Annotated in this window: 21 protein-coding genes; 13 read left to right on the top strand and 8 right to left on the bottom strand. The window is 57.2% G+C overall.

Annotation, left to right across the window (positions count from 1 at the left end; all coding sequences use genetic code 11):
* Positions 1-14 precede the first annotated feature (14 nt).
* The 9 genes from SBL51_RS22500 to SBL51_RS22460 are packed head-to-tail and all read left to right on the top strand — an operon-like array spanning position 15 to position 9559.
* Positions 15-2078: a PEGA domain-containing protein gene (locus SBL51_RS22500; protein WP_317933446.1), complete on the top strand. Its 2064-nt coding sequence runs from the start codon at positions 15-17 to the stop codon at positions 2076-2078.
* 33 nt (positions 2079-2111) lie between these two features.
* A complete protein-coding gene (locus SBL51_RS22495) occupies positions 2112-2393 on the top strand; it encodes a hypothetical protein (RefSeq protein WP_317933445.1) in 282 nt (93 codons plus the stop codon).
* A 9-nt stretch (positions 2394-2402) separates the two neighbouring features.
* Entirely contained in the window at positions 2403-3203 is an 801-nt protein-coding gene (locus SBL51_RS22490) for a MotA/TolQ/ExbB proton channel family protein (protein WP_317933444.1), read from the top strand.
* A 13-nt stretch (positions 3204-3216) separates the two neighbouring features.
* Positions 3217-4479, top strand: coding sequence for a hypothetical protein (locus SBL51_RS22485; protein ID WP_317933443.1), 1263 nt, complete (start codon positions 3217-3219; stop codon positions 4477-4479).
* Between the two features lies 1 nt (position 4480).
* Positions 4481-5560 carry a hypothetical protein gene (locus SBL51_RS22480; RefSeq protein WP_317933441.1) on the top strand — a complete coding sequence of 360 codons (1080 nt, stop codon included), beginning with the start codon at positions 4481-4483 and terminating at the stop codon, positions 5558-5560.
* Between the two features lie 29 nt (positions 5561-5589).
* On the top strand, positions 5590-6594 hold the full coding sequence (locus SBL51_RS22475; protein WP_317933440.1) for a hypothetical protein: 1005 nt from the start codon (positions 5590-5592) through the stop codon (positions 6592-6594).
* Positions 6595-6628: 34 nt separating this feature from the next.
* Positions 6629-7300 (top strand): hypothetical protein, encoded by a 672-nt coding sequence (locus SBL51_RS22470; RefSeq protein WP_317933438.1) that lies wholly within the window; start codon positions 6629-6631, stop codon positions 7298-7300.
* A 19-nt stretch (positions 7301-7319) separates the two neighbouring features.
* A complete protein-coding gene (locus SBL51_RS22465; RefSeq protein WP_317933437.1) occupies positions 7320-8030 on the top strand; it encodes a hypothetical protein in 711 nt (236 codons plus the stop codon).
* 20 nt (positions 8031-8050) lie between these two features.
* A complete protein-coding gene (locus tag SBL51_RS22460) occupies positions 8051-9559 on the top strand; it encodes a M48 family metalloprotease (RefSeq protein WP_317933436.1) in 1509 nt (502 codons plus the stop codon).
* Positions 9560-9610: 51 nt separating this feature from the next.
* On the opposite strand, the gene SBL51_RS22455 is transcribed toward SBL51_RS22460, so the two are convergent.
* Positions 9611-10141: a DUF4329 domain-containing protein gene (locus tag SBL51_RS22455; RefSeq protein ID WP_317933435.1), complete on the bottom strand. Its 531-nt coding sequence runs from the start codon at positions 10139-10141 to the stop codon at positions 9611-9613.
* A 307-nt stretch (positions 10142-10448) separates the two neighbouring features.
* Between SBL51_RS22455 and SBL51_RS22450 the strand changes: the two genes are divergently transcribed.
* Together SBL51_RS22450 and SBL51_RS22445 are read left to right on the top strand one after the other, a co-directional pair.
* Entirely contained in the window at positions 10449-12866 is a 2418-nt protein-coding gene (locus SBL51_RS22450) for a winged helix-turn-helix domain-containing tetratricopeptide repeat protein (protein WP_317933434.1), read from the top strand.
* 266 nt (positions 12867-13132) lie between these two features.
* A complete protein-coding gene (locus SBL51_RS22445) occupies positions 13133-13741 on the top strand; it encodes a TetR/AcrR family transcriptional regulator (RefSeq protein WP_317933433.1) in 609 nt (202 codons plus the stop codon).
* A 92-nt stretch (positions 13742-13833) separates the two neighbouring features.
* On the opposite strand, the gene SBL51_RS22440 is transcribed toward SBL51_RS22445, so the two are convergent.
* Entirely contained in the window at positions 13834-14427 is a 594-nt protein-coding gene (locus tag SBL51_RS22440; protein WP_317933432.1) for a TetR/AcrR family transcriptional regulator, read from the bottom strand.
* A 326-nt stretch (positions 14428-14753) separates the two neighbouring features.
* Here SBL51_RS22440 and SBL51_RS22435 point away from each other — a divergent pair, with 326 nt between their 5' ends.
* Complete coding sequence (locus tag SBL51_RS22435; RefSeq protein WP_317933431.1) at positions 14754-15908, top strand: PleD family two-component system response regulator; 1155 nt, start codon at positions 14754-14756, stop codon at positions 15906-15908.
* Between the two features lie 96 nt (positions 15909-16004).
* Complete coding sequence (locus SBL51_RS22430) at positions 16005-17585, top strand: cytochrome P450 (RefSeq protein ID WP_317933430.1); 1581 nt, start codon at positions 16005-16007, stop codon at positions 17583-17585.
* A 23-nt stretch (positions 17586-17608) separates the two neighbouring features.
* On the opposite strand, the gene SBL51_RS22425 is transcribed toward SBL51_RS22430, so the two are convergent.
* The 6 genes from SBL51_RS22425 to SBL51_RS22400 form a co-directional block, all read right to left on the bottom strand.
* On the bottom strand, positions 17609-18304 hold the full coding sequence (locus SBL51_RS22425) for a nucleotidyltransferase family protein (RefSeq protein WP_317933429.1): 696 nt from the start codon (positions 18302-18304) through the stop codon (positions 17609-17611).
* Positions 18291-19271 (bottom strand): XdhC family protein, encoded by a 981-nt coding sequence (locus SBL51_RS22420; protein WP_317933428.1) that lies wholly within the window; start codon positions 19269-19271, stop codon positions 18291-18293. The genes SBL51_RS22425 and SBL51_RS22420 overlap by 14 nt, the downstream gene beginning before the upstream one ends.
* A gap of 218 nt (positions 19272-19489) precedes the next feature.
* Positions 19490-20134, bottom strand: coding sequence for an Hpt domain-containing protein (locus tag SBL51_RS22415; protein ID WP_317933427.1), 645 nt, complete (start codon positions 20132-20134; stop codon positions 19490-19492).
* A gap of 265 nt (positions 20135-20399) precedes the next feature.
* On the bottom strand, positions 20400-21668 hold the full coding sequence (locus SBL51_RS22410) for an allantoate amidohydrolase (protein WP_317933426.1): 1269 nt from the start codon (positions 21666-21668) through the stop codon (positions 20400-20402).
* Positions 21669-21671: 3 nt separating this feature from the next.
* Complete coding sequence (locus SBL51_RS22405; RefSeq protein ID WP_317933425.1) at positions 21672-22907, bottom strand: alanine--glyoxylate aminotransferase family protein; 1236 nt, start codon at positions 22905-22907, stop codon at positions 21672-21674.
* Between the two features lie 18 nt (positions 22908-22925).
* On the bottom strand, positions 22926-23756 hold the full coding sequence (locus SBL51_RS22400) for a sulfite exporter TauE/SafE family protein (RefSeq protein WP_317933424.1): 831 nt from the start codon (positions 23754-23756) through the stop codon (positions 22926-22928).
* Positions 23757-23767 lie beyond the last annotated feature (11 nt).

Below are 23767 nucleotides of genomic sequence, written 5' to 3'. Positions count from 1 at the left end.
TCCGCACAGCAACCATGAGTGACCAACCGAAAGCGCCGCAAAAACGGATTCAGGCGACCACCTTCACCCCCACCACCGCTGTCGCCAGCCGCCGTAAGTTACAGGTTAAGCCACTGCACCTGGTGATCGCTGCGCTCTTTCTGGTGGTATTGGTGATCGGCTGGTTTTTGGTGGCAGCCAAATCCATTATTGTCACCACCGCACCCATCGATGCCGAAGTGGCGGTCAGTGGTGGCCTTAGTTTCCGTATTGGCGATAACTTTCTGCTGCTGCCCGGCGACTACACTCTCACCGCCGTGCACGAGCTCTACTACCCCAAGCAGCAAGCCTTGGTGGTAAACCGGGAAGATCTGCAAACCGTCACCGTCAGCCTGACACCACTGCCTGGCAGCTTGGTGGTGGCCACCAACCCGGCGGCAGCGGCGAATGTCTACCTTGATGGCGAACTGCTGGGCGACAACCAATCCCCTCTGGCCGACATCGCCGCCGGGCCACACAGCTATCAGATAGTCACCGAGCGCTACCAGGATGTGACCGGTGAGCTTGAGATTATCGGCCTCAAACAGCAGCAGACCCTGGCCGTGGAACTGACCCCCGCCTGGGCCGAAATCACCCTGGCCAGTGAACCCAGTGGCGCCGAGATAGTGCTCGATGACGAAGTACTGGGGGTCACCCCGGCCACGGTTGAGATCCTCGCCGGCGATAAAGAGCTCACCCTGCAAATGGCGGGCTTCAAGCCCAAGCTCTACCCACTGACGATTGAGCCGCAGGTGGCCCAAGATCTCGGTGTCATTCAGCTCGACAAGATCGATGGCCTGCTGGCGATCAACTCCAAACCCAGCGGCGCCAGCGTCACCATCAACGGCCAGTACGTCGGCCAGACCCCAATTGAAGCGCCGGTGGAGCCTGGCCGTGGCCTGTCACTCTACCTCTTCAAAGATGGCTACCAATCCGCTGCGCGCAGTGTCGATGTCGCCTCCGGCAAAACCACGCAGGTGGCAGTGGATCTGCAGGTGCTGCTCGGCCAGGTGACCATCAAAGCCGCCCCCGAGGACGCCCTGCTCTACGTCGATGGGCGCCTGAGTGGCCGCGCCAACCAGACACTCAATCTACCGGCGCGCCAGCACCAGGTAAAAATCAGCCGCGACGGCTATGTCGATTTCACCACCACCATTCTGCCCCGCCCGGGGCTGGCCCAGTATCTGCGGCCCGACCTGAAAACCATCGAACAGGCGAAGTGGGAGAAGGTTAAGCCGGAGATAACCACCAGTCTCGGTCAAAAGCTGCGTCTGTTCCGCCCCAAAGGCGAGTTTGAGATGGGCTCCTCACGCCGGGAGCAGGGCCGCCGCTCAAACGAGGTACTGCGCAAGGTGGAGCTCAGCCGGGCGTTCTATATGGCTACCACCGAAACCACTAATGGCCAGTTTCATCAGTTTTTGGCCGCGCATACCTCCAGCCACGTGGGTGGCAACAGCCTCAATAACGATCCCAACCCGGTGGTTAACTTAAGCTGGCTACAGGCCGCCCAGTTCTGCAACTGGCTGTCTGCAAAAGAGGGCTTACCGCTCTTTTACGAGATCGATGGCGATGAGTTGAAAGGCTTCAACCCACAGGCCACCGGCTACCGCCTGCCCACCGAGGCGGAGTGGGCCTGGTCGGCCCGCTACGCCGACGGCGAGATGTTGAAATACAGCTGGGGCCCCACCCTGCCGCCACCGGCCGGTGCCGCCAATATCGGTGATCGCAATGCCGCGGCACTGCTCGGCACCATCCAGGCTGACTATGATGACGGCTATGTGGTGACCGCACCGGTCGCCTCTTTTAAAGCTAACCAGCATGGTCTGTACGATATGAACGGCAATGCGGCGGAGTGGATTCACGATTTCTACCTTATTAAAACCGGCTTATCACGCCAGGCGGAGCTGGATCCGCTCGGCCCTGCCGAAGGTGACTACCACGTAATCCGCGGCGCCAGTTGGGCCAGTGGCGGCATTACCGACCTGCGCCTCTCCTACCGCGACTATGGCAAAGATGCGAAAAACAGCGTCGGCTTCCGCATCGCCCGCTATGTGGAGTAACGCCCGATGCACAACGGCTATGAGGAGAACACTATGAGCACGAACAGAGTGGGCAATCAGCCAGGGAACCGCCGAGCACGGTTGGCCCAGGCCGCCCTGCTGCTGTGCCTGATGGGCTCACTATCGGCCTTGGCCCAAACAACAGAAGAGCCCGACAGCCAGGCGGCCGAAGCACCACCGGCCACCAGTAACAGTGGCACTGACAAGGCTAATGCCAACCCGGCCCCGACTGAACCCGGCGGCGACTACGAAGACTTTGTACCCTCGGAAGAGATTTCAGAAGACCTCTCGGTCTCTTTCCCCGTTGACATCTAAGGAGATGCAATGAAGCGCAACTCATCCACCGAGTTTCTCTATCAGCTCTTCGCCCTGCTCACGGCGGCGATACTAGTGCACGGTATCTACGTCACCTTAATCCGCCCCCAGGCCGACGCACTGGTGCTGCAGCAGCTGGAGCGCCAGGCCCAGGGTGAGCCCTATGTCGCCCAGCGCTCCATGTTTGTGGTGTTGAAAGATTACGAGCAGGAGGCCTGTTTTATTCTGCTGTTCTGGTCCCTGGCCATTATGGGTTACAAGGCGCGTGAGGTGGTGCTGGAGCGGCGCCTGCTGCAAGCCTCTCTGCTCAACCTACGCGAGGGCACCAGCGTGCTGCCCGAGGACGCCCGGGATCTCTCCCGGCCCCTGCAGGCGCTGCCGGACAAGCAGCAGCCCATGCTGCTGCCGCGGGCACTGATCAAAGCCCTGCAGCGCTTCGACTCCTCCAAAAGTGTCACCGACGCCGCCAACGCCGTGCGTGAGACCTGCGAAACCGAATCCGACCGGCTCGACAGCGAACTGGCCATGGTGCGCTACATCGCCTGGGCCATTCCCTCCATAGGGTTTATCGGCACCGTGCGCGGTATTGGCGAGGCCTTGGGCCAGGCCCACAAAGCGGTGGAGGGCGATATTGCCGGCGTAACCGTAAGCCTGGGCGTGGCCTTTAACTCAACCTTTATCGCCCTGGTGATCAGTATTGTGGTGATGTTCTTCTCCCACCAGTTGCAGCTGATGCAGGAGCGCTTGGTGCTCGACACCGAAAACTACTGCGATCGTAACCTGCTCCGTTTTCTGACGGTTCGCGACTAGGACACCGGCACCAATGGCAGACACAATCGCCACACTCGAAATTAACGACCAGGGTATCCGCCTCAACCACCCGGAGGAGACTCGGGTCAGCCCCGCTTACGCCCTGTTTGAAGGACAGTGGTTAACCCTGGGGGAAGATGCCCAGAGCCAGTTTCGGCTGCGCCCCCTGGCCAGTAACAATCAATTTTGGAATCAGTTAAGCCTGGAGCCCCTGGCCAACGCCAGCGCCCTGATCAAACACCCCGCCGACCTGGTCTACCATCAGCTGCGGGCACTGTTCGATGGCCTGGGCAGCAATAATCTGTTGATCGTTCTGCCCGGTTACTTCAGCGATGAACAACTCAGCCTGTTGCTGGGTATCTGCCAGAGCCTGCAGCAGCAGGTGTGTGGCCTGGTTGATGCCGCTCTGGTGGGTAGCTCCGCTATGGCCGATGGCCGCTACCTGCACCTCGATATGCACCTCCATCAAAGCGTGTTGAGCAGCATCGATATTCACGACCGCCAAGCGAGCAAGGTGCACAGCGCCCTGATTGCCGGCTGCGGCCGAGCCCAACTGAACGATGCCTGGGTCAGGGCCATCAGTGATGAATTCATTCGCCAAACCCGCTTCAACCCGCGCCATGTGGCCGAACACGAACAGACCCTCTACAACCAGTTGGATGAGTGGCAGCGGGCACTGTTGGCCGGAGAGACCAAACTGACCGTGGCGGACTACTCCATCACCACCGGTTTTGCCACCTTGCAGCAGGCCAGCCGCCGTTTTCTGGAACCTCTACTGGAGGCCATTAGCGAACAGAGCGGCCGCCGGCTATTGCTCAGCCACCAGGCGGCGGCCCTGCAGAGCCTGGATAAGCGCTTTGCCGGCGGCCAACTGCTCGGCGCCGACACAGTGAGCGAGCAGTGCCAACACCTGCTGCCACAACTGGTGGTGGACGACCCAGATGAAGGGGTAGCCTTTGCCGAACATCTTATTTTGCCGGCGCACCACGCAACACCGGCCGCCGAGAAGCACGCGCCGGCCACCCATGTATTGCTGGGCAACAGCGCCTACGCCATTACCGAGCTCTGGCTCGACGCCGAGCAGCCAGGCGCCAGCAGCCAGCCGCCCGCAGATAGCCTCTGCCGGCTCGAACGCCACCAGGACCGCACACTGCTCAGCCACAGCAGCCCCGACTGCACCCTTAACGGGGAGCCCGCTGTGGCCGGCACCGAGTTGCAGGCCGGCGACCGGCTGGCCAATGCGCAGCTTGAGTATCGCCTGATACAGGTGCACTGATATGGCCAAAAAGCGGAGGTTCAGCACATTCAGCCTCTCCTTCCTGGATATCATGTCCTGCGGCTTTGGCGCCGTGGCCCTTATCTTTTTAATCATCAAGCACGACGTCGACACCCGCGCTGAAAACCTCTACCCCAACCTCCAGGCCGAGGTTTCCATGCTGGAGGAGGAGATCAAAACCGGCCGGGAGAATATGGTGCGGGCGCGCAATACCGTCTCCGAGGTCGACCAACGCCTGGCCGAGGCCCAGGGTATGGCCCGCACAATCGACGAGGATCTCACCAAGGTGCGTGCCAACATCGCCAGCCTCACCCGTGACGACGCCACCGATGAGATCTCCCAGTTGCAGGAGCGGCTGAAAAAGCTCGAGGAGGAGAAAAAGAAACTTGAAGAGGAGAACCGCGACAAGGGCAACAACGTACGCCGTTTTGTCGGCGAGGGTAACCGCCAGTACCTCACCGGCCTGAAGTTGGGTGGCTCCCATGTACTGATCCTGATCGACAGCTCCGCCAGTATGCTCGATGAGACCATCGTCAATATTATTCGCCGCCGCAATATGGACGATGCCACCAAAATCAGCTCGAAAAAGTGGCAGCAGGCGCTGGGCATTGTCGAGTGGCTGGTGGCACAGCTGCCGGAACGGACCAACTATCAGATCTACAACTTCAATACCCGGGCGCACGCGCCCCTGGTCGACTCCGAAGGCAAGTGGCTGCGCACCGAAGACAAAGCGCAGTTGGAGCGGGTCATCGACAACCTGCGCAAGGTGGTGCCGGAAAATGGCACCAACCTCTATAAAACCTTTATCTCGCTGGCAGATCTGGAGCCGCTGCCCGACAACATCTTTATCATTACCGACGGCCTGCCCACCCTTGGCAAGGGCCCACCCAAAAAGAACACCATCACCGGGCCGGATCGCCGCAAGCTGTTTGAGCAGGCGGTTGAGCTGCTGCCCCGGGGGATTCCGGTAAACACCATCCTGCTGCCCATGGAGGGGGACCCATTTGCCGCCTCCGACTACTGGCGCCTGGCCATGGTGACCGAGGGCTCCTTTTTAACACCATCGGTGGACTGGCCATGACCAGCCCCCACCAAGCGAGGCGTTAACCTATGTCTATTCGAAGACAACGCCGCTCCAATGAGGAGTCGAGCATGGCGTTTTTGGATGTGGTCTGCTGCGGCTTTGGCGCCATCGTGCTGCTGTTGATGATCACCAAAAATGTGGAACCCACGGCTCTGGAGCAGTCAGAAGTGAAGCTGGACGGGATGATCGCCAACTTGCAGCAGCAGCTGTTCAGCCTGCGCGGCGAAACCCAGGTGTTCAATCGCGAAGCCACCGCCAAACACGAACAGCTCGATGAGGTGGAAAAACGCATCGCCATTCTCCGCTCCGAAATGCGCGCCGCCGAACTGCGCTATGCCCAACTGAGCACCCAGGCAGCGGACACCAGCGACGAGCGCGGCCAGCTCGAAGTGGCTCTGCAATCCCTCACTGCGGAGATGCAGCGCTTGCTGGGCGAGAATTACCAGAGTAAAAACAACCTTATTGGCGGTATTCCGGTCGACAGCGAATACATCATTTTTATCATCGATACCTCAGGCAGTATGTTCAACTACGCCTGGGGCAGAATGATCACTGAGATGGTCAACATTCTGGATATCTACCCCAACGTGAAGGGTATCCAGGTGATGAACGATATGGGCGACTATATGTTCACCAACTACCGAGGCAAGTGGATTCCCGACACCCCCGGCCGCCGCGATGTGATTATCCAGCGCCTGGCCACCTGGAACCCGTTCAGTAACTCAAGCCCGGTGGAGGGCATCGAAAAGGCGATCAGCACCTACTACGACCCGGACAAAAAGATCAGCCTGTATGTGATGGGCGATGAATTTACCGGCCGCTCCATTCGCGATGTGATCAATGCCGTGGAGCGTATCAATCGCAAGAACCGGGAGGGTGAGAGCTTGGTGCGGATTCACGCGGTGGGTTTCCCCGTGCAGTTCAGCCGGCCGATTAATATGCAAACCACCGGTATTCGCTACGCCACGTTGATGCGCGAGCTGACTAAACGCAATGGCGGTACCTTTGTGGGGCTCAATGATCACCGTTAACCTAAACCGATTCGCCAACCCGTGGAGCTTTCGCTTGATCACTATCTTCACCACCATAATGCAACCCCTTCTGCGCTGCCGGCGCTGGGCGTTATGGCCGGCACTGGCCGTGCTCACCGGCTGTACCAACGCCCTGGTGGTTGACGCCGACTTCCCGAAACCCATAACCGCACCCATTGATATCACCATGGCGGTGGTCTACGACGAGCAGATGACCAAATTCGTCTATGAGGAGCAGTCCAAATCCCGCGACCGCTGGCAGATTGGGGTCGGTGAAGCCCATGAACACCTCTTTAAAGAGGTGTTTGAGCCGCTCTTTCGCGACAGTATTTCACTCAAAACAGTGGAAGAAGCCAAGAACTACCCCCAAATAGACCTATTACTGATACCCAAAATCAACGAGTTTCAATACTCCTCGCCCCGTGAAACCCGCATCAATATTTACGAGGTATGGATCAAATACAACATGCAGGTCTATAACCCGGATGGCGAACTGGTCGCCGATTGGATCATGAGCGCCTACGGTAAAACCCCCAGCGCTTTCCTACAATCGAAAGAGGAGGCGATGCACCAGGCGGTGGTGGTCGCACTCCGCGATCTGGGTGCCAGTCTGACCACAGGCTTCGCCCGGGTACCTGAGATTCGCTCCTGGCTTGAGGAGCACCAAGCGTCGGCGTCAACCACAGCCGCCGATACGGGCCAATAGCGCCACCCAGGAGTTAACTATGAGCTTTCCACAGCCAGCCACCCAATCCAGACCCGCGCGCAGCCAACAGCACTGGCTGGGGCTGATGGTACTGCCACTGCTGATGTTGGCCGGTGGCTGCACCACCATCACCATCGATGAACACCGCATCGCCCCCAATTACATCGAGATTGACGACAATCAGTCGGTGGTGGTGCTCGGCCGGCGTCACTCCAGTGACTACGAAACTGAGCCCGACCTGGTCGACTGTGTGGGAGACGTCCTGGCCAGTGGCAGCAGCGGCCTGACGGTGGTTCCCGAGCAGAAGTTTGTCGACGCCCTCTACCCCTGGTTTGAACCGCGCACCGCCCCCATGCACGTGGGCGACTTAAAGCGCTATCTGCAAAGCCCGGAAATTGCCTCCGCCATGGACACCTACAAGGTGCGCTACATCATCTGGATTGACGGCAACACCGAAACCACCGACAGCAGCGGTTCGATTGGCTGCTCTATTACCGTTGGCGGTGCCGGCTGCTTTGGCTTTGGCACCTGGGAGAAGGAGTCCGACTACGAAGCCGAGGTGTGGGATTACCAGAAACTGGAGACCGAGGGCCAGATCAGTGCCGACGCCTCGGGCACCTCCTATATGCCGGCGGTGATCGTCCCCATTCCGATCATCGCCCGGGTACAAACCAGCGCCTGTAAAGGCCTCGGCGAGCAGCTCAAGGGCTTCTTTGCCAACCAACACTAACCACGTCATTAGGAGCTGATATGAAATTCACAGATCACCTGAGACTGGTCAACCTGGCCCAAAGCCTGGTGCTTACCGGTGGTTTGCTCACCCTCGCCAGCTGCGCCTTCAATCCGGCCACCGGCCATCTCGATACCGTCACCATGTCGGAAGCAAAAGAGATCAAAATCGGCCAGGAGATGCACGAAGAGTTCGCCAAAACCATGGCGTTCTATGAGGATGAAGATCTCAATGCCTATGTCACCGAAGTAGGCAAACGCGTTGCCGCCACCAGCGACCGACCCGATTTGGATTACCACTTCTTCATAATCGACAGCCCGGACATCAACGCCTTTGCCCTGCCCGGCGGTTACATCTACGTTAACCGTGGCTTGCTCACCTATCTGCAAAATGAGGCACAGCTGGCGGCGGTACTGGGCCACGAGATTGGCCACGTCACCGCCCGCCACCACGTGCGGCAACAGGCAGCCTCCGCCGGTCGCGATGTCGGCGCTGTATTCGCCGGCATTCTCACCGGCAGCTACAGTGTCGCTTCCGCCGCCGCCCAATGGAGTGACGCGGCTCTGGCCGGTTACGGCCGGGACATGGAGCTGGAGGCCGATGGCTTTGGCGCTGAATATTTAGAACGGGCCGGCTACTCGCCGGAGGCGATGATTGATGTGCTGGCGCTGCTCAAAAGCCAGGAGCGCTTTGCCAAGCAACAGGCGCGGGATGCCGGCCGCAAAGCGGCCTCCTACCATGGCGTTTTCTCCTCCCACCCGCGCAGCGACAAACGGCTGCAGGAGGCCATCGCCCAAGCGCGTGGCGACAGTACCGCCAGTGGCGTATTGAATGAAGAGGCATTCCGGGAACACACCGATGGTTTGATCTGGGGCGATAATCTGGATCGCAAAGCAAAACTGGCCGCCGAAGCAGCCGCCAATCAGGAGAACAAAGAGAATCGCTACACCCACAACCGTTTGGGCTTTACCCTCCTCTACCCAGAGGCTTGGACAGTAGCCAACCAGGGCTCGGCTATCATCGGCGCCCCCGCCGACAGCTCCGCCAGCCTCACCCTGACGGTGGCCAAGGTTAACCCCAGTGCCAGTTTTGAATCTCTGTTGCGCGACCGCTTTGATGTCAAACTGCTCAAGCAGTCTGAAGCCCTGAGCCAAAATGGCCTGCTTGGCCATACCGGCATCAAGGAGAACGGTGGCCAGGAGAGCCGTGTGGCGATACTGGTACAGGTGAATCGCGCCTACCTGTTTGAAGGCAAAGTCACCAACCCTCAACCCGAGGTCGACTACGACGCCCTGTTCCTGGCCAGTATTCGCAGCTTTCAACCGGTGCGACCCACCGCCCCGGTGAAGACCACCGCCAAACACTCGAAAACCATTAAATATGTGGTTGCCAACGAGAACACCACCTTTGCCCGCTTGGCCAATGATCTCAAGCTCGGCCAGTACGGCGAGGAGAACCTGCGCCTGATTAACGGTTACTATCCGCGCGGCGAACCCTACGCCGGCGAGGTGATAAAAATTATTCAGTAAGCGCTGGCGTCCGGCCTGATTGCACTGGCAATGTGGGCTGGGCGAAGTTTATCAACGGGTGGCCACCTGAATTTGGTTACCCGCGGTATTTTGGATTCTACTGCCCTCCGCATAATCCCGGTCCTCTCCCAAGCCCATCTGCCGCGCTCTGGTCAAGCTTAGGGTTCTATCGCCCGGGTTAAACACCCGCAGTGCACCGGTGTAGTCAGCCATGTAGAACGGCATTCCGACCCGCTCGACCAGGCGGGTGTCGATACCCGAGAAAAATCGATGGCTGTAGTGTTCCGCCCCGTGAGTGTGCCACAAGGCGACCATATCGCAGCCCGCCGGAGTGTTGAGAATTACGGAAACATTACCAGCCGCCACCTTACCCGCTCCGACACTGTAGACGAAGCCCTCGGAGCACTCATAAATCGCCCCCATATATTCCCTGTCTTCGGCAATTGAGAGCGGGTTAAACTGATTGGCTGCCGCCACCACGGCGGCCAGCTCAGTGGCATAGTTTTGCTGAATTACAACTGCCCTCGCCACCGGCGACTGGCTCACCATCGGCTTGCTTGCGCAGGCGGATAGCAAAACCACAATTGCCACCCATAGCGCGCAACTGGTTATTTTCCGGTATGCACCCTGTTTCATCGTCCCGTACCCCATCTGTTCATGAGGCACAGAGTGGCGCACAGCGGCTAACTAAACCTTTGCCTTTACTGATGCATCAAACGGGAGAGATAAAGAATGCTGAGAAATCCTTCGGAAAAGATTCGCACGGTAAATTTTTCATCAAAAATGCGATTAAACCGGTAACATCTGCTACTCGAATGGGTGATTGCGATGTTGGAGTCAGCCCCGTGCTGAATGCGGTTGGCTCTGGAAAAATAATTAAGGAGCGTGAGTGACTAACGCCAACGAAGAGTGGCTGGCAAGCGGATTTTGGTTGGAAAACTGGTTCGTAGATCCGCAGCACGGCTATTTTGAAACTAACGGCCATCGCCTCCATATCGAACCCAAAGTTATGGAAGTATTGGTTTGCCTGGCCCACCACCACGGCCAGGTGGTTAGCCGTGCAGAACTGCTCGACCAGGTTTGGAGCAACGTTGTGGTGAGCGAGGAGGTTCTCACCCGCTGTATTTCTGAACTGCGTTCAGCCCTCAACGATACCAGTCGCGAACGCCGCTTCATTCGTACCATTCCCAAGCGCGGCTACAGCCTGCTGATTACCCCCTATCCAGCGGGCGAACTCCTCCCCGAAAGCGACACAACTACCAGCGCCAGCAAGCCACTCCCACAAACCAAAAGTAAGAGACGCCGTTTCGCCTGGCTGCCGCAATCAGGGCTGGGTAGGGGACTCCTACTGGTGTTATTGGCGAGTCTGATTGGTGTTCTGGTGTGGCACATTAGAGGCGTAAAATTAGAGGCATTGTCCACCACCCTGACCCAGGTGACGCACTCCATTAATGCCCCAACCAACCACCGGACTGAGCAAGAGTTCCATCTGGCTGCACCACTGGATGTCGCCGTTCTACCCTTCGTCAGCCTCAGCACCACCGACAATAACGACTACATCAGCGTTGGCCTGGCCGAAGATATCCGCAACAAATTGATTCGCACCCGCGGCATTCGCGTGGCGGCCCGCACCTCGTCGGAGGTATTTATGGGTCAGTCGAAATCCATCCAGGAGATCGGCCGCGCGCTCAACACACGAGCGGTGCTGGAGGGCACGGTGCGCATGGATGAGTCCCGTATGCGGGTGACTATCCAGCTCTCCGATACCGACAGCGGTCACCCCATTTGGGCCGATACTTATGAACGCAGCCTGGGTGACGTATTTGCCCTGCAAGAGGAGATTGCCACTCAGGTTGCCGGCCAGTTGGTTCCGGCACTGGCCAAGGCCGATATCCAGGCCACCACCGATATGCTACCCGCCAGTGTGCAGGCCTATGACAACTACCTGCTCGGCCGCTTCCACTGGAATAAACGCACGCTGGCATCAATTGAACAGGCACAGCTCTACTTTCGGCAAGCCATCGAACTTGATCCCAACTATGGGCCCGCCTACGCCGGACTGGCCGACAGCATCCTGCTGGCAGAGGATTACGCTGGCCACAGTTACGACCAGGCCGTAGCCCAAGCTGAGCCGCTCATCAACAAAGCCTTAGAGCTCAACTCCAATGACGCCGAGGCCAACGCTTCGCGTGGTTTAATGGCTATTATGCAGGGCGATGACGAGGGTGCGGAGAGCTACTACCAACGGGCGGTGGAGCTGAACCCCAACTACTCAATGGCACGCATGTGGTTGGGCACAGCGTTGTTGAAGCGCGGCCTAATCAACCAGGCCTATGAACAGTATCAGGCCGCCTTAAACCTGGACCCACTGCACCCATCGATACAGTTTAATTATTTGATGGTACTGAACCATCTTGGCCGCTATGCCGATGCCCACGAGCTGGCGCCCCATTTCTACAGCACCTCGCACAACGAAGCTTTGATCAAGGCCGACCTGGAAGCCCTCGCCGCCACCGGACAATTCAGCGACCTTCTGCATCAGGCTACCAATCAGGTGTACGGCGATGACCTGCTCGATAAAGCCACTCAGACAGTGGTAACGGCATTGATTACCCTGCATCGCTATGAACCCGTGCAGCACTACATTAATGCCCGCGGCAAAGCCCTGAACACAGCTACCACGCTCGGTTTACGTGCGCAGATGGCGGTTGCCAAACGCGATGCCCAGGCACTGGCCACAGTGGTAGACGAAGCGGAACAGTGGGCGGCCGACAATGTTATTAAAGGGTGCGATAGCGCTGGCATCTGGTATTACAAGGGGATACTCGCCTGGTTACAGCGGGATGCGGTTGTCGCCGATGCCGCCTTTGCACAAGCGCAACAGAACTTCAGCCAGAACTGTCCGTTTGACATTCTCAAGCAGGCCCAGACACTGGCCTACCGGGCACAGATTGCCGGCTCACGCGAGCGTGGCCAGGAGCAGCTGGCGCACCTGCGCGCTGGTATGGAGTTAATCAACAAAGCAAGCGCAGGTGGCCGCGACGACACTGATATAAACATCGCCCGACTCAGTCTGTATGTTGGCGCGGGCCAGCTAAACGACGCCCAGGAAACGCTGCGTACCATTCACCAACGGGGTTGGAACAGCTACCCGCTGGTGCTTAATACCCCACTGTTCGATTCTATTCGGGAGAGCCTCTACACAAACGAAGCAGAGAACTTGGAGCAGAAGTCACCGCAGGAGCAGGCTTACCTCGACGCCCAAAAATTGAGTGAAGCGGTTGATCTACAGAGGTACGGCCTGTAACCGGGCTACAGAAAATTTTTTAATGGCCCTTAATAGTTATTAGCTGCCATTTTATCGTCTTAAGTAGCCAGCATGCCTTAAGGAAAAGCCATTTATTACATCTGGTTATCTTGCATTTCAATGGTGGTCTGTTACGATTTACCGATTAAGCGGGATAGACTTGTGACAAATTGTCAACTGTAAGAATTTTCAGTGACCATAAACACAGCCCAGTTACCCGGGGAGTTTCAGTGGCACTGCATGGACCAATGTGAGATGCAATTACCATGGTAGCCAGCACACGCCCCGACACACGCACCCACCTTGTAAACACCGCCACGCATCTGTTTCTGGATAAGAGCTACGGCACTATCAGCACCAGTAAGATCTGTGAAGAGGCGTCAGTTAACAAAGGCACCTTCTACCACTTCTTTCCATCCAAAGCATCGCTGTTGATCGCAGCCATGGATAAATACACCCAGGCGTTGATCGCGGAACTGATCACATTAAGTAATTCAGACCTCTCCCCCGAGGCCAAAATCACCGGCATATTTAAAATACCCGCCATGTGTAACGAAGCCTTTAAACAGGCAGAGGGAAAGGTGAAAGGGTGTTTGATTGGTAATATCGCGCTGGAATTAAGTACGGTGGATTCGGAAATCTGCCAGGCTACCCTACGCAACCTGGACGAGCTGCGGGCGGCCAGCCAGCCTATCGTACAGACGTTTATCGAGAGTGAAAATCTTGCCCTGAATGCAGTGACGGCAGCTGAACACCTGATGGCCCTGATTCAGGGCGGCCTGGTAATGGCCAAAGTACGCAATGATGCCAACGCCGTAGAAAACCTCGGTAAAACCGCCCCCGCCGCGTTAAGAGCCTTAGCCACAGTCGCCTGATGCAACCTTGGTAGACTCTACCTTTTGCACCCTCTCAAGTAGCACACGCCATTGCATGCCCCCGTGCAGGAATTACCGCCGGCCAAAGAAAATTAATGGGCCAGCACCGGCTCTTCGACTTTATGCCAGGGCAGCCAAGACAGATTGGCCTTGGTAACACGTTCCAGCACCTCTCGCGGTTGAGACGAATAGCCAACCACTCTCAAACTAAAGCAGGCCAACATCAGAGCCAGGGAGCGCTCAACAGCGAGTGCGTGATCGAAATGGGACTTTAAGCCCTGACAAAAAGTATTTTGGATATTGGCCAGTTGCTCTGCCACCACCGATGACAGACGTCTGTTGCCAATTGAACTGAGCTCTAACTGGCTTTTTATTAGAAAACAGCCAACAAAGAGCTCATCACCCGCATCGTCAATCATCTGCTTCATCACTAAGCAAATGCCATCCAGCTCGGACGTCGACTCGGCCATTGTCTGTTTAATCCACTCCACCCGTTTGCCGCCGTAGTAGCGTACCGACTCCTCGTAGAGCCCCTCTTTATTGCCAAAGGCATTGTAGAGGCTACCGGGCTGAAGCCCTGTGGCTTTAAACACCTCCTGCATAGAGGCAGCGTTGTAACCCTGCCGCCAGAAAAGCTCGGTAGCGGCTTGTACAACTTCAGTCCTATCAAATTTAGCCTTGGCCATGACCAACTTATCCTTATTGGCTGTTGTAACGAATTACTAGGAATATCAACGGTTAATCCTTCAAAAAGGATATATCAGTAATACAAACCGATCTACCGTAAAACTACCCCCAATTTCGTCAACACACTGAGAAATATCAAATGTCATTTAATACGCCAACTTGGCACTCAATTAAACATAGCAAACAACCACGACCAACGCCGCCAACCGGTTCACACAGAATGAGCATCCCAACCCACCCCTTCCTGTTTATTTAAATCATCCAGACCTGTCTATACTGTTCTAAATCCTCTCTTAGAACCCTTGCTCCACTTTTGAGGGCCACTATGTCAAAAATTGAAAGCCGGGTACTTGCGGTCGACGATTCCGCCTCCGATCTGCAGATTATTGTTGAGAATCTCAAAGCCCATTTCAGCCTCTCCGTTGCCAAATCCGGAATCAAAGCACTGGAGCTGGCCGCCGCCCCCAACCCGCCAGAAGTTATCTTGTTGGATGTCTCCATGCCGGGAATGGATGGCTATGAGGCCTGCCGCAAACTCAAAGAAAATCCGGTCACGCAAGAGATCGATGTCATTTTTATTAGCGCTAATGACACCACCGAAGAGAAGTTACGCGGTTATGAGGTGGGCGGCAGTGACTACCTGATCAAACCCGTGCAGCCGGAAGAGCTGCTGCAAAAAGTGCGCTTGACCATCAACAACCGCCAACAGCGAATTGCCGCCAGCGAAGAGAAACAGAGCGCCCTGAATGCCGCCATGACTGCGATCATGGAAGCCAGCGAGCAGTCCATCATTATTAACTTTTTACGACAGAGTTTTAGTGCGGTGGACGCTCTCGAGTTAGCGCAATTGATCATCGACACCACCGCCAGTTTTGGCCTCTCCAGCATCGCCCAAATTCGGCTGGCCGATGAGAATATCAATGTCTCCAGTGCTGCCGGTATGTCGGCGCTGGAGAGGGAACTGCTCTATCGCCTGAAAGATAGCGGCCGTATCCTGCAAAAAGGTAATCGGTTGATCCTCAATTTTGAAAACATCACGCAAATCATTAAAGATCTCCCCATCGACGACGAAGAGCGGGCTGGACGCCTGCGCGACCACCTGATGCTGGTGCTGGAGAGCGCCAACAACCAGTTCCGATCACTAAGCCTGGCGGCCGATGTGCGACTACTGATGCAGGAGTTCAAATCCTCCATGCAATCGCTCACCAACCAACAGAAACTGCAGAAGCTACGCAGTGTCGAGATCCTGGATTCCATGGTCGAAAACGTGAACGTTGAGTTTCTCTCCTGTGGCCTGACCGAAGGCCAGGAGAACAGTCTGCTCAACATTATCAGCCAGGCGGTTGAAGCCGGCTTGGAGAATTTCGAACGCGGCGTGGCGGTGGATGAGCAGTTGGCGGCATTGGCCGAGCAGATTAGCGAAAAGCTGCACCAATCCATCGATGTCAAAGAGAAGATCGAGAGCGTTGAGCTTTTTTAGCCTATAAAAAATTACCTGTCATTCTTTACCACTTGGGTAGTTGACGCCCCGCTCAATTAGTGACATCTTTATGACACCAATAATAAGGTGACTGTCATGAACACTACCCTCTCCGATCCGCTTTACTATGATCCCTACCTGCCCAGCATCGTAAAAAGTCCCTACCCGGTCTACCAACGCCTGCGCGAAGAGGCACCGGTGTATTACAACGAGCAGTATGACTTCTACGCCCTCAGCCGCTATGAAGATGTACGGCGGGGGTTGCTCGACAACAAGGTCTTCAGCTCTGCCCGCGGCGGAATTCTGGAGATCATTAAAGCCAACGCCAAACTGCCGCCAGGTACTTTCATTTTTGATGATCCCCCACGCCACACCATCTATCGCACCATCGTCCAGCGCATGTTTACCCCCAGGCGTATGCTCGGCATGGAGGAGAAGGTACGGGCGATCACCGTCGACTGCCTGAACAATCTGGCTGGGCGCGACGAATTCGATTTTATCGCCGACCTCGGCACCCAGGTGCCCATGCGGGTAATCGGCACCCTATTGGGTATCCCCGAAGAGGATTTTCAATCGGTACGCGAACAGGTGGATGCCAAGCTGGCAACCGTGGCCGGCCAACAGATGGATGTCGGCGATGCCCTGGTTATGAATGAGAGCTTCGAGGCCTATATCGATTGGCGGAAACAGAATCCGGCCGATGATGTGATCACTGAACTGCTCGGCGTCGAGTTTACCGACGATCTGGGCGAGAAACGCAAGCTGACCCGCGAAGAGCTGCTCAGCTTTGTGAACATGCTGGCCGGTGCCGGCAACGAGACCACCAATAAATTAATTGGCTGGACCGGAAAAATTCTGGCCGAACACCCCGATCAACGCCGTGCGCTGGTGGAAAACCCGGGCCTCATTCCCGATGCCCTGGAAGAGATTCTCCGTTATGAACCACCCGGCCCACACATTGCGCGCTACGTCACCGAAGATGTCGAATACCAGGGGCAGATCATCCCAGCCGGTAGCACAGTGCTGTTAATTGCCGCCTCTGCCAACCGCGATGCCTCGGTGTTCCCTGACCCGGACCGCTTCGATATTTATCGCGACCGCGCCGCCCACTGTACCTTTGGCTATGGTATTCACACCTGCATAGGCAACGTATTGGCCCGCACCGAAGGGCGCGTGGTTATGGAAGAGCTGTTAAAACGCTACCCCGAGTGGGATATCGATCTGAGCAACGCCCATCTCTTTTCCACCTCCACCGTGCGCGGCTGGGAGACCCTGCCCGCCTACATGAATGCCCGCGGCGCTGAACAGATTAGAGCCCGAGTCAACGCCAATGCCCAGGCCGAAGCGGCAGCGGCGGCCAGTGCCCCGGCCAGTGTCGACGGCGAGTGGAGTGTGGTGGTGAAAGGGCCAACCGGGCCGATGGAGAGCATGCTCTCGCTGCGCTCGGAAGGAGGTCAATTAATGGGTGAACAGACCGGTGATGGCACCACCACCGCACTCGACAGTATCGATTACACAGCGGCCAATGGTGAGATCCTCTGGACCAGTAAAATCAGTAAGCCCATGAAGTTGAAACTGCAATTTAAAGGCTCTGTAACCGGCGACAGCATGAGTGGCAAAGTGAAAGCCGGGTTTATGGGTTCCTTTGCATTTACTGCGAAAAAAGTCCCTGCTTAATTGGCCATACGCCAACCCCGATGTTACTCAGCGTTGGGGTTGGCTTTCTCCGCGCTTATCGGCTTTATGCGAGTTAGATCCTCCGGGTAATCAATATCAGTCACCACACCCGGGTCTGTAACCGCTACCTCGCGATAATTTTTTCGATGTTTTTTTATTACCGCCATGCCGCCTTGCTCCGCCGTCAGTGCGGCCAACTCCGGCCAATAACTTCGACCAAAAATAACGGGGTGGCCGGGTTCACCGCCCTCAACTTGATCCTTCGCAGCAGAACACAAGCCGACGGAAAAGCCTTTTTCCGGCACGCTATAAATTGGCCGTACTATTTTTTCTTTAGCGCAGACGCTGAGTAGTTGTACAAGGGTTTGCGATGTTATCCAGGGCATATCACCCAGAAAAACCGCGGCGGCACTAAAGGGATGAAATTTTTCCTGGGCAAGAATTTGTTGAAAGGCATCGGCAATCGAGGCAGACAGCCCCTGCGCGGCATGGTAACTCCACAAAATGGTAGTCGCTTCCGGTAAGCCCAATTCACGGGGATTATCTTCCGGGCGCAGCACCACACACAATTCGCAAAAGTGTGGGGTAAGCTTGGCGAGTGTTGCCGCCAGTAAGGCCTGCCCGTTGTGAAATTGGGCCAGTCGTTTATCCGCTGTGCCAAACCGCTCTGAAAAACCGGCGGCCATCACCACCGCCAACACGGAATCAGAGCGCGTCACGCCGAATACCGCGTCGCACACGAATAATATCGGCCATGACCGCCAGGGCTATCTCCGCCGGCGTTCGGCTGCCGAGGTTTAAACCAATTGGCATGGTAATGCGGGCAATCTGTTGATCATTTAAACCACCGGAACGGCGCAATCTTGCCGCGCGCGCTTTCGAGGTACGCAGTGAGCCCATTACGCCGATGTAAAAGGCCTCGGTACGGACCGCTTCAATCATGGCCAGGTCGTCAATGCGGGGGTCGTGAGTTAGTGCCACAATGGCGGTGTCGGCGTGGCAGTTATTGGGCTGGCTGATAAACAGCGACGGCATAACCGGCTGCCACTGCACGGCACTGGCGGTTACCTCCGCGCGCACCTCCGGTCGCGGGTCACAAACAATCACCTCAAAGCCCAAGCTTTGCGCGAAATCGGCACAGGCCACACTCACGGGCGAGACGCCGGCAATAATCAACCGGGTGACGGGGCCCACCCGAATAAACGCCAAACCCTGTGCTTCATCCACCATCGCCTTTGGCCCAGGCCCAGGTACCGGCTGCAATTGACACTCACCGTCGGCGAGTGACACCCGTCGGATAAGCGCCCGTTGCCCGACCATGGTGGCGTGCAGTTCGCGCAGCTGTTGAATATTGGCAGAGGTGGGTTGCAGCAGTTCGATCAACACACTGAGTTGGCCATCGCAGGGCAGCTGCACACGTTCACGAACATTATCGGCGCCGCCATAAAGCACCCGCGAACAGGCCTGATTAAATTCCCCAGCCGCTAACCGTTGTAGAAAATCATCCTCCACACAGCCACCGGAGAGCGAGCCGATATGTTCGCCATTGCACAAGGCCGCCATCATGGAACCCGGCTCCCGCGGCGCGGAACCAAAGGTGGACAACACCGTACACAGCCACACTTTTTCGCCCTCTTCCAACCAGGCGATAACACGTTCAACAACTAAAAGATCGAGTGGCTGCATAAGAAGTTTCTTTGAAAATTAAACGGGGCATTGACTGACAGCGGCTACAGACTAGCAACCACCCACTTCGACCACCACGCATTAATATCGTGGCGACACGCAGTAACCAAAAAAGTGAAAAACGGGGCGCTAGTTTAGCGAAAAATGCGATAGCCGTGAACCGGGCCGGTGAGGCGACGTTAATCGTCTCGACCTCTCCGTAGTAACCGTAGCCCTGCTTACTCCGCTAAAAAATTATCAACCGCAACCAGTAATTCATCGTATTCAAATTCGGCAAAACAGCTTACCACCCGCTCGGCCAGCGGGGCGTAACGACTATTCACGCACAATCTTTGCAAATCGGCGATGCGCTTTTCACAGGCAGTGTAATCGATGTTCAGCGACGCTTTAATGGCTGCGAGCAGGGCAGAAACCTGCTCCCGGCTGATTTCCGTTAGCGGTTCGACGCACTGACTATGAGTTGTTTGCGCGATGGCGTTGGCGGGCGACTGCAAAGCCTCGCGCAGTTGTGGCAGACAGCTGTTTACAGCAATAAAGTGTTGAATAAGCCTATCGATGTTCGCCAACTCACTCTGCTTTACAGCGCTCTCAATCGCAGCGGCCGCACTGGCAATCTGTTGCGCCCCCAGGTTTGCCCCCGAGCCTTTTATCTGGTGCGCCAGCTCGGCGAGTTCGTCAAAGGCGTGCTTGCTCTGCAGCTCGATAAAGCGCTCCCCAGACTGCTCATAGAGGTCACAGAAATTATTCACCAGCCGCAACAGCAGTTTTTGGTTGCCATTTAAGCGCAGCACGGCCTCTGCAAAATCAAAACCCGGCAAGTCGGGCAGTGGCAGCTCACCCTGAGCGCTGCATTGTTCAGACATAAACATCATCCTCAGCCAATTTTTACTACGCTTTGCTGGCCAAAAATCACCACTCCCATCGAATGGGCAGCCAAGCTATGCCCCACCCAGCGACGTTTAGTCGAGCCCCCAGATAAACCGGAATTGAGTTGCCGATCGAATAGTCAGTGGCAGGGCGTTACCCGCAGGCACGCCATGCCACTGCCGACAACAACGGCCGGAAAAAGAAACGACCTAAAAAGTATAGAAGAGAATCGTCGCCACCGGCCGCACCGGCGGCGATTGCTCAGGCCGGGCTGTAGCTGGCCGCGTAGTTCCGTAGGGCTTCGGAGAAGACCGCCAGGGCCAGAGCGACATCTTCGGGGATTACCCCTTCATCGGGATGGTGGCTGATCCCCCCCGGGCTGCGCAGGAATAACATTCCCACCGGGCAGATGGCAGCCATGGCCATGGCGTCGTGACCGGCGCCGGAGGGCAGAAACTTGGGCTTCAATTTACGTTGCGAGACCGACTCAATCGCCTCGCCAAAGAGTGACTGGTATTGGTTGTTGCACAGCACCGCTTCGGCACTGTGGGTGTGGTTCCAGGATATCTGCAGCTGGCGACGGGCGACGATGGCTTCGGCGGCGTCGTTGATCGCCTCCAGGGTGAGGTCGCGCACCTTGTCACTCTGACTGCGCACATCCAGGGATAAAATGGCATCACCGGCGATAACATTCACCGCCCCCGGGCGGGCAAACAGCTGCCCCACGGTGGCCACCACATCGCCCTCAATGCGGCGGGCAATCTGCTCCACCGCCACGGTAATCTCCGCCGCCCCGGCCAGCGCATCGCGGCGCAGGTGCATGGGCGTGGTACCTGAGTGGCCGGCCTGGCCGGTGAGGCGGATCTTGGCCCGGCGTGCACCGGCAATACCGGTCACCACGCCCACCGGGAACTCCTCCGCCTCCAGCACCGGCCCCTGTTCAATATGCATCTCCCAGTAGCCGATCACCCGCGTGGGGTCGAGGGCCGCCTGCGAGCACTGCTCGGGATCCAGGCCATAGGCTTTAAGGGCGGAATAGAGAGAGATCTCCTGTTTATCCTGGAGCGTTAACCACTCCGCTTGCCAGCCGCCGGCCAGGGCTTTGGAGCCGATCAGCGTGGTGCCGAAGCGGGTGCCCTCCTCATCGCCAAAGCCGACCACCTCAATGGCAAACGGCAGGCGCTGCCCCGCCTGAGAGAGTTCGCTGACCAGCTCAATGCCGGCCAGCACCCCCAAAATGCCATCGTAGCGCCCGGCGTAAGGGACGGTATCCAGATGCGAGCCGATAATCAGCGCCGGTGCATCCTCGCTAGTGCCCTCATAACGGCCCCACTGATTGCCCACCGGATCAGCCCAGGTGGTCATACCCGCCTCCTCCATCCAACTGGCAACCAGGGCGTTGGCCCGCGCCTGCTCGTTGGAGAGATAGGTGCGCAGGATGCCGTCCGGCAGTGCGGAGATGGCCGCCAGCTGCTCACAGCGCTCCAGTATGCGCCGGCTGGCTTCCAGGTAGTGCTCGCGAATCACCATTTACTAGCTACCGTAGTGATTCATGGCGGCATCGACACCAGCACCGGCCGGGAACCTGTGACCACCCCGGCGCAGCAGACACTCCAGCGCCGCCAGTGTCATCAGTACCGTATCTTTACGGGCGTTATAACCCATGGTGCCGATACGCCAGATCTTGCCATGCAGCGGGCCAAAGGAGGTGCCGATTTCAATGGCGAACTCGCTCAGCATCGCCTTGCGCAGGCCATCGCCATCGACCCCGGCGGGAATGTATACGCCTACAACGTTGGTCATCTTGTGCGCCTGGTCGCCAAACAGCTCCAGATTCATCGCTTTCAATCCGCGCGCCATGGCCTCACCGTGCAGGGTGTGGCGGGCGATAATGGCATCCAACCCCTCCTGCAACACAATGCGGGCACACTCGCGGGCACCGTAGAGCATGGTGGTGGCTTCGGTATGGTGGTTGAGCCGCTCTTCGCCCCAGTAGTCGAGGATCATCGGCAGATCGAAGTAGTTGGAACGGATGCGAGCCCCCTCCCCCTCGTTGTGGTCGTCGGTTTTAATACCCTGCTCGACGTGGTGACGCTTACGGATATGCTCAACAAATTTAGTGCTTAAGGTAATCGGGCCACTGCCAGAGGGGCCACCCAGGCACTTCTGCAAGCCGGCGGAAACGGCGTCCAAACCCCAGGCGTCGGTCTCCAGCGGGTTGCCCACAATCGAGGCAGTGGCATCGGTATAGAGCAGCACGCCATGCTTGGCACAGATCGCGCCCAGCTCTTCCAGAGGTTGCAGCATGGTGGTGGAGGTGTCGCCCTGCACAATCGCCAGCAGGGTCGGCTTCACTTTAATAATCGCCTCTTCGATACTGCTGGCGGTGGCGACCTCTCCCCAGGGTACCTCGATGGTGTGCACCTCGGCCCCACAGCGGGTGGCGATCTCCACCAACAGGTGGCCAAAGCGGCCAAACACGGGAATCAACACCCGTTCACCGGGTGACAGCGCCGATACCAGGCAGGCCTCGATGGCAGCGCGCGAGGTGCCGTCGATCAGTAGCGTCCACTGGTTTTGGGTTTTAAATACCTGGCGGTAGAGCGCCATGGTTTCGCCCATGTAGTCGGTCATGCTGGGGTCGTACTGGCCCACCAACTGCGCCGACATAGCCCGCAACACACGCGGATCGGCATTAATAGGCCCCGGCCCCATCAGCAAACGGGCTGGGGGATTGATCTGGTCGTAATCACTAATCGCAAAAGACATAAATACTCCAAACCACCGCTACAGATACTGGGTGGCTAACTGAAACAACATACGCACCCCGGTAAAACCGAGTACCACGGCAAAAACTTTCTTCAACATAACACCGTCCAGGCGCGCCCCCAGGCTGGTGCCGATCGGGGCAAAGAGCACGGTCAACGGCACAATGGCAATAAAGCCAGGCAGGTTCACCAGGCCGAAGGTGCCAAACGGGGCGGCGGCAGGCGTGGTGCCTTTAATCAGCATCATCAGCGCTCCCGGCAAAGCGATTAACAGGCCAAACGCGGCGGCGGTACCCACCGCCCGGTGGGCCGCCACATTGAGCGCGGTGAGCGTGGGCACCCCCAGGGTGCCACCACCGATACCCACCATTACCGAGAAAAAGCCGATCAAACTGGCGATCAAGCCCTGCCCAGGCAAGGGTGGCAAGCTTTCAGCCAGAGGTTTGGCCTTGGCCCGAAACAGCATATTGAGCGATACCAGCACGGCAATAATGCCAAACAGCAGGCTGAAGAAGTGGCCGTTAACCACCGTCACCAGATAACTGCCAATCACCACGCCCACAATCATGAACGGCGCCCAGCGCTTGAGCAGCAGCCAGTCGACATTGCCCTTCTTCTGGTGAGCACGAATGGAGGAGATAGAAGTGGGGATAATGGTTGCCAGCGAAGTGCCGGTGGCCACCACCATGGCAGAGGCGGCATCCACCCCCAGCCCTTGAAAGACAAAATAGAGCACGGGCACGATAACAATGCCCCCACCAACGCCCAGCAAGCCAGCTAGCACGCCGGCGAATATTCCGGTAAAAATCAGCGCTACCAACACCGGCAGCAGTTCCATCAGATCAGGCACATTGGCCTCCT

The sequence above is a fragment of the Halioxenophilus sp. WMMB6 genome (genome assembly GCF_033283405.1).
Taxonomy (GTDB): Bacteria; Pseudomonadota; Gammaproteobacteria; order Pseudomonadales; family Cellvibrionaceae; genus Halioxenophilus.
The sequence above is the reverse complement of the archived record's forward strand: the minus strand, read 5'-3'. Positions and strand labels throughout refer to the sequence as shown.

Coding starts and splice junctions, on each gene's coding strand:
- SBL51_RS22500 (WP_317933446.1), top strand. CDS start 15: ATGAGTGACCAACCGAAAGCGCCGCAAAAACGGATTCAGGCGACCACC.
- SBL51_RS22495 (WP_317933445.1), top strand. CDS start 2,112: ATGAGCACGAACAGAGTGGGCAATCAGCCAGGGAACCGCCGAGCACGG.
- SBL51_RS22490 (WP_317933444.1), top strand. CDS start 2,403: ATGAAGCGCAACTCATCCACCGAGTTTCTCTATCAGCTCTTCGCCCTG.
- SBL51_RS22485 (WP_317933443.1), top strand. CDS start 3,217: ATGGCAGACACAATCGCCACACTCGAAATTAACGACCAGGGTATCCGC.
- SBL51_RS22480 (WP_317933441.1), top strand. CDS start 4,481: ATGGCCAAAAAGCGGAGGTTCAGCACATTCAGCCTCTCCTTCCTGGAT.
- SBL51_RS22475 (WP_317933440.1), top strand. CDS start 5,590: ATGTCTATTCGAAGACAACGCCGCTCCAATGAGGAGTCGAGCATGGCG.
- SBL51_RS22465 (WP_317933437.1), top strand. CDS start 7,320: ATGAGCTTTCCACAGCCAGCCACCCAATCCAGACCCGCGCGCAGCCAA.
- SBL51_RS22460 (WP_317933436.1), top strand. CDS start 8,051: ATGAAATTCACAGATCACCTGAGACTGGTCAACCTGGCCCAAAGCCTG.
- SBL51_RS22445 (WP_317933433.1), top strand. CDS start 13,133: ATGGTAGCCAGCACACGCCCCGACACACGCACCCACCTTGTAAACACC.
- SBL51_RS22440 (WP_317933432.1), bottom strand. CDS start 14,427: ATGGCCAAGGCTAAATTTGATAGGACTGAAGTTGTACAAGCCGCTACC.
- SBL51_RS22435 (WP_317933431.1), top strand. CDS start 14,754: ATGTCAAAAATTGAAAGCCGGGTACTTGCGGTCGACGATTCCGCCTCC.
- SBL51_RS22430 (WP_317933430.1), top strand. CDS start 16,005: ATGAACACTACCCTCTCCGATCCGCTTTACTATGATCCCTACCTGCCC.
- SBL51_RS22420 (WP_317933428.1), bottom strand. CDS start 19,271: ATGCAGCCACTCGATCTTTTAGTTGTTGAACGTGTTATCGCCTGGTTG.
- SBL51_RS22415 (WP_317933427.1), bottom strand. CDS start 20,134: ATGTCTGAACAATGCAGCGCTCAGGGTGAGCTGCCACTGCCCGACTTG.
- SBL51_RS22410 (WP_317933426.1), bottom strand. CDS start 21,668: ATGGTGATTCGCGAGCACTACCTGGAAGCCAGCCGGCGCATACTGGAG.
- SBL51_RS22405 (WP_317933425.1), bottom strand. CDS start 22,907: ATGTCTTTTGCGATTAGTGATTACGACCAGATCAATCCCCCAGCCCGT.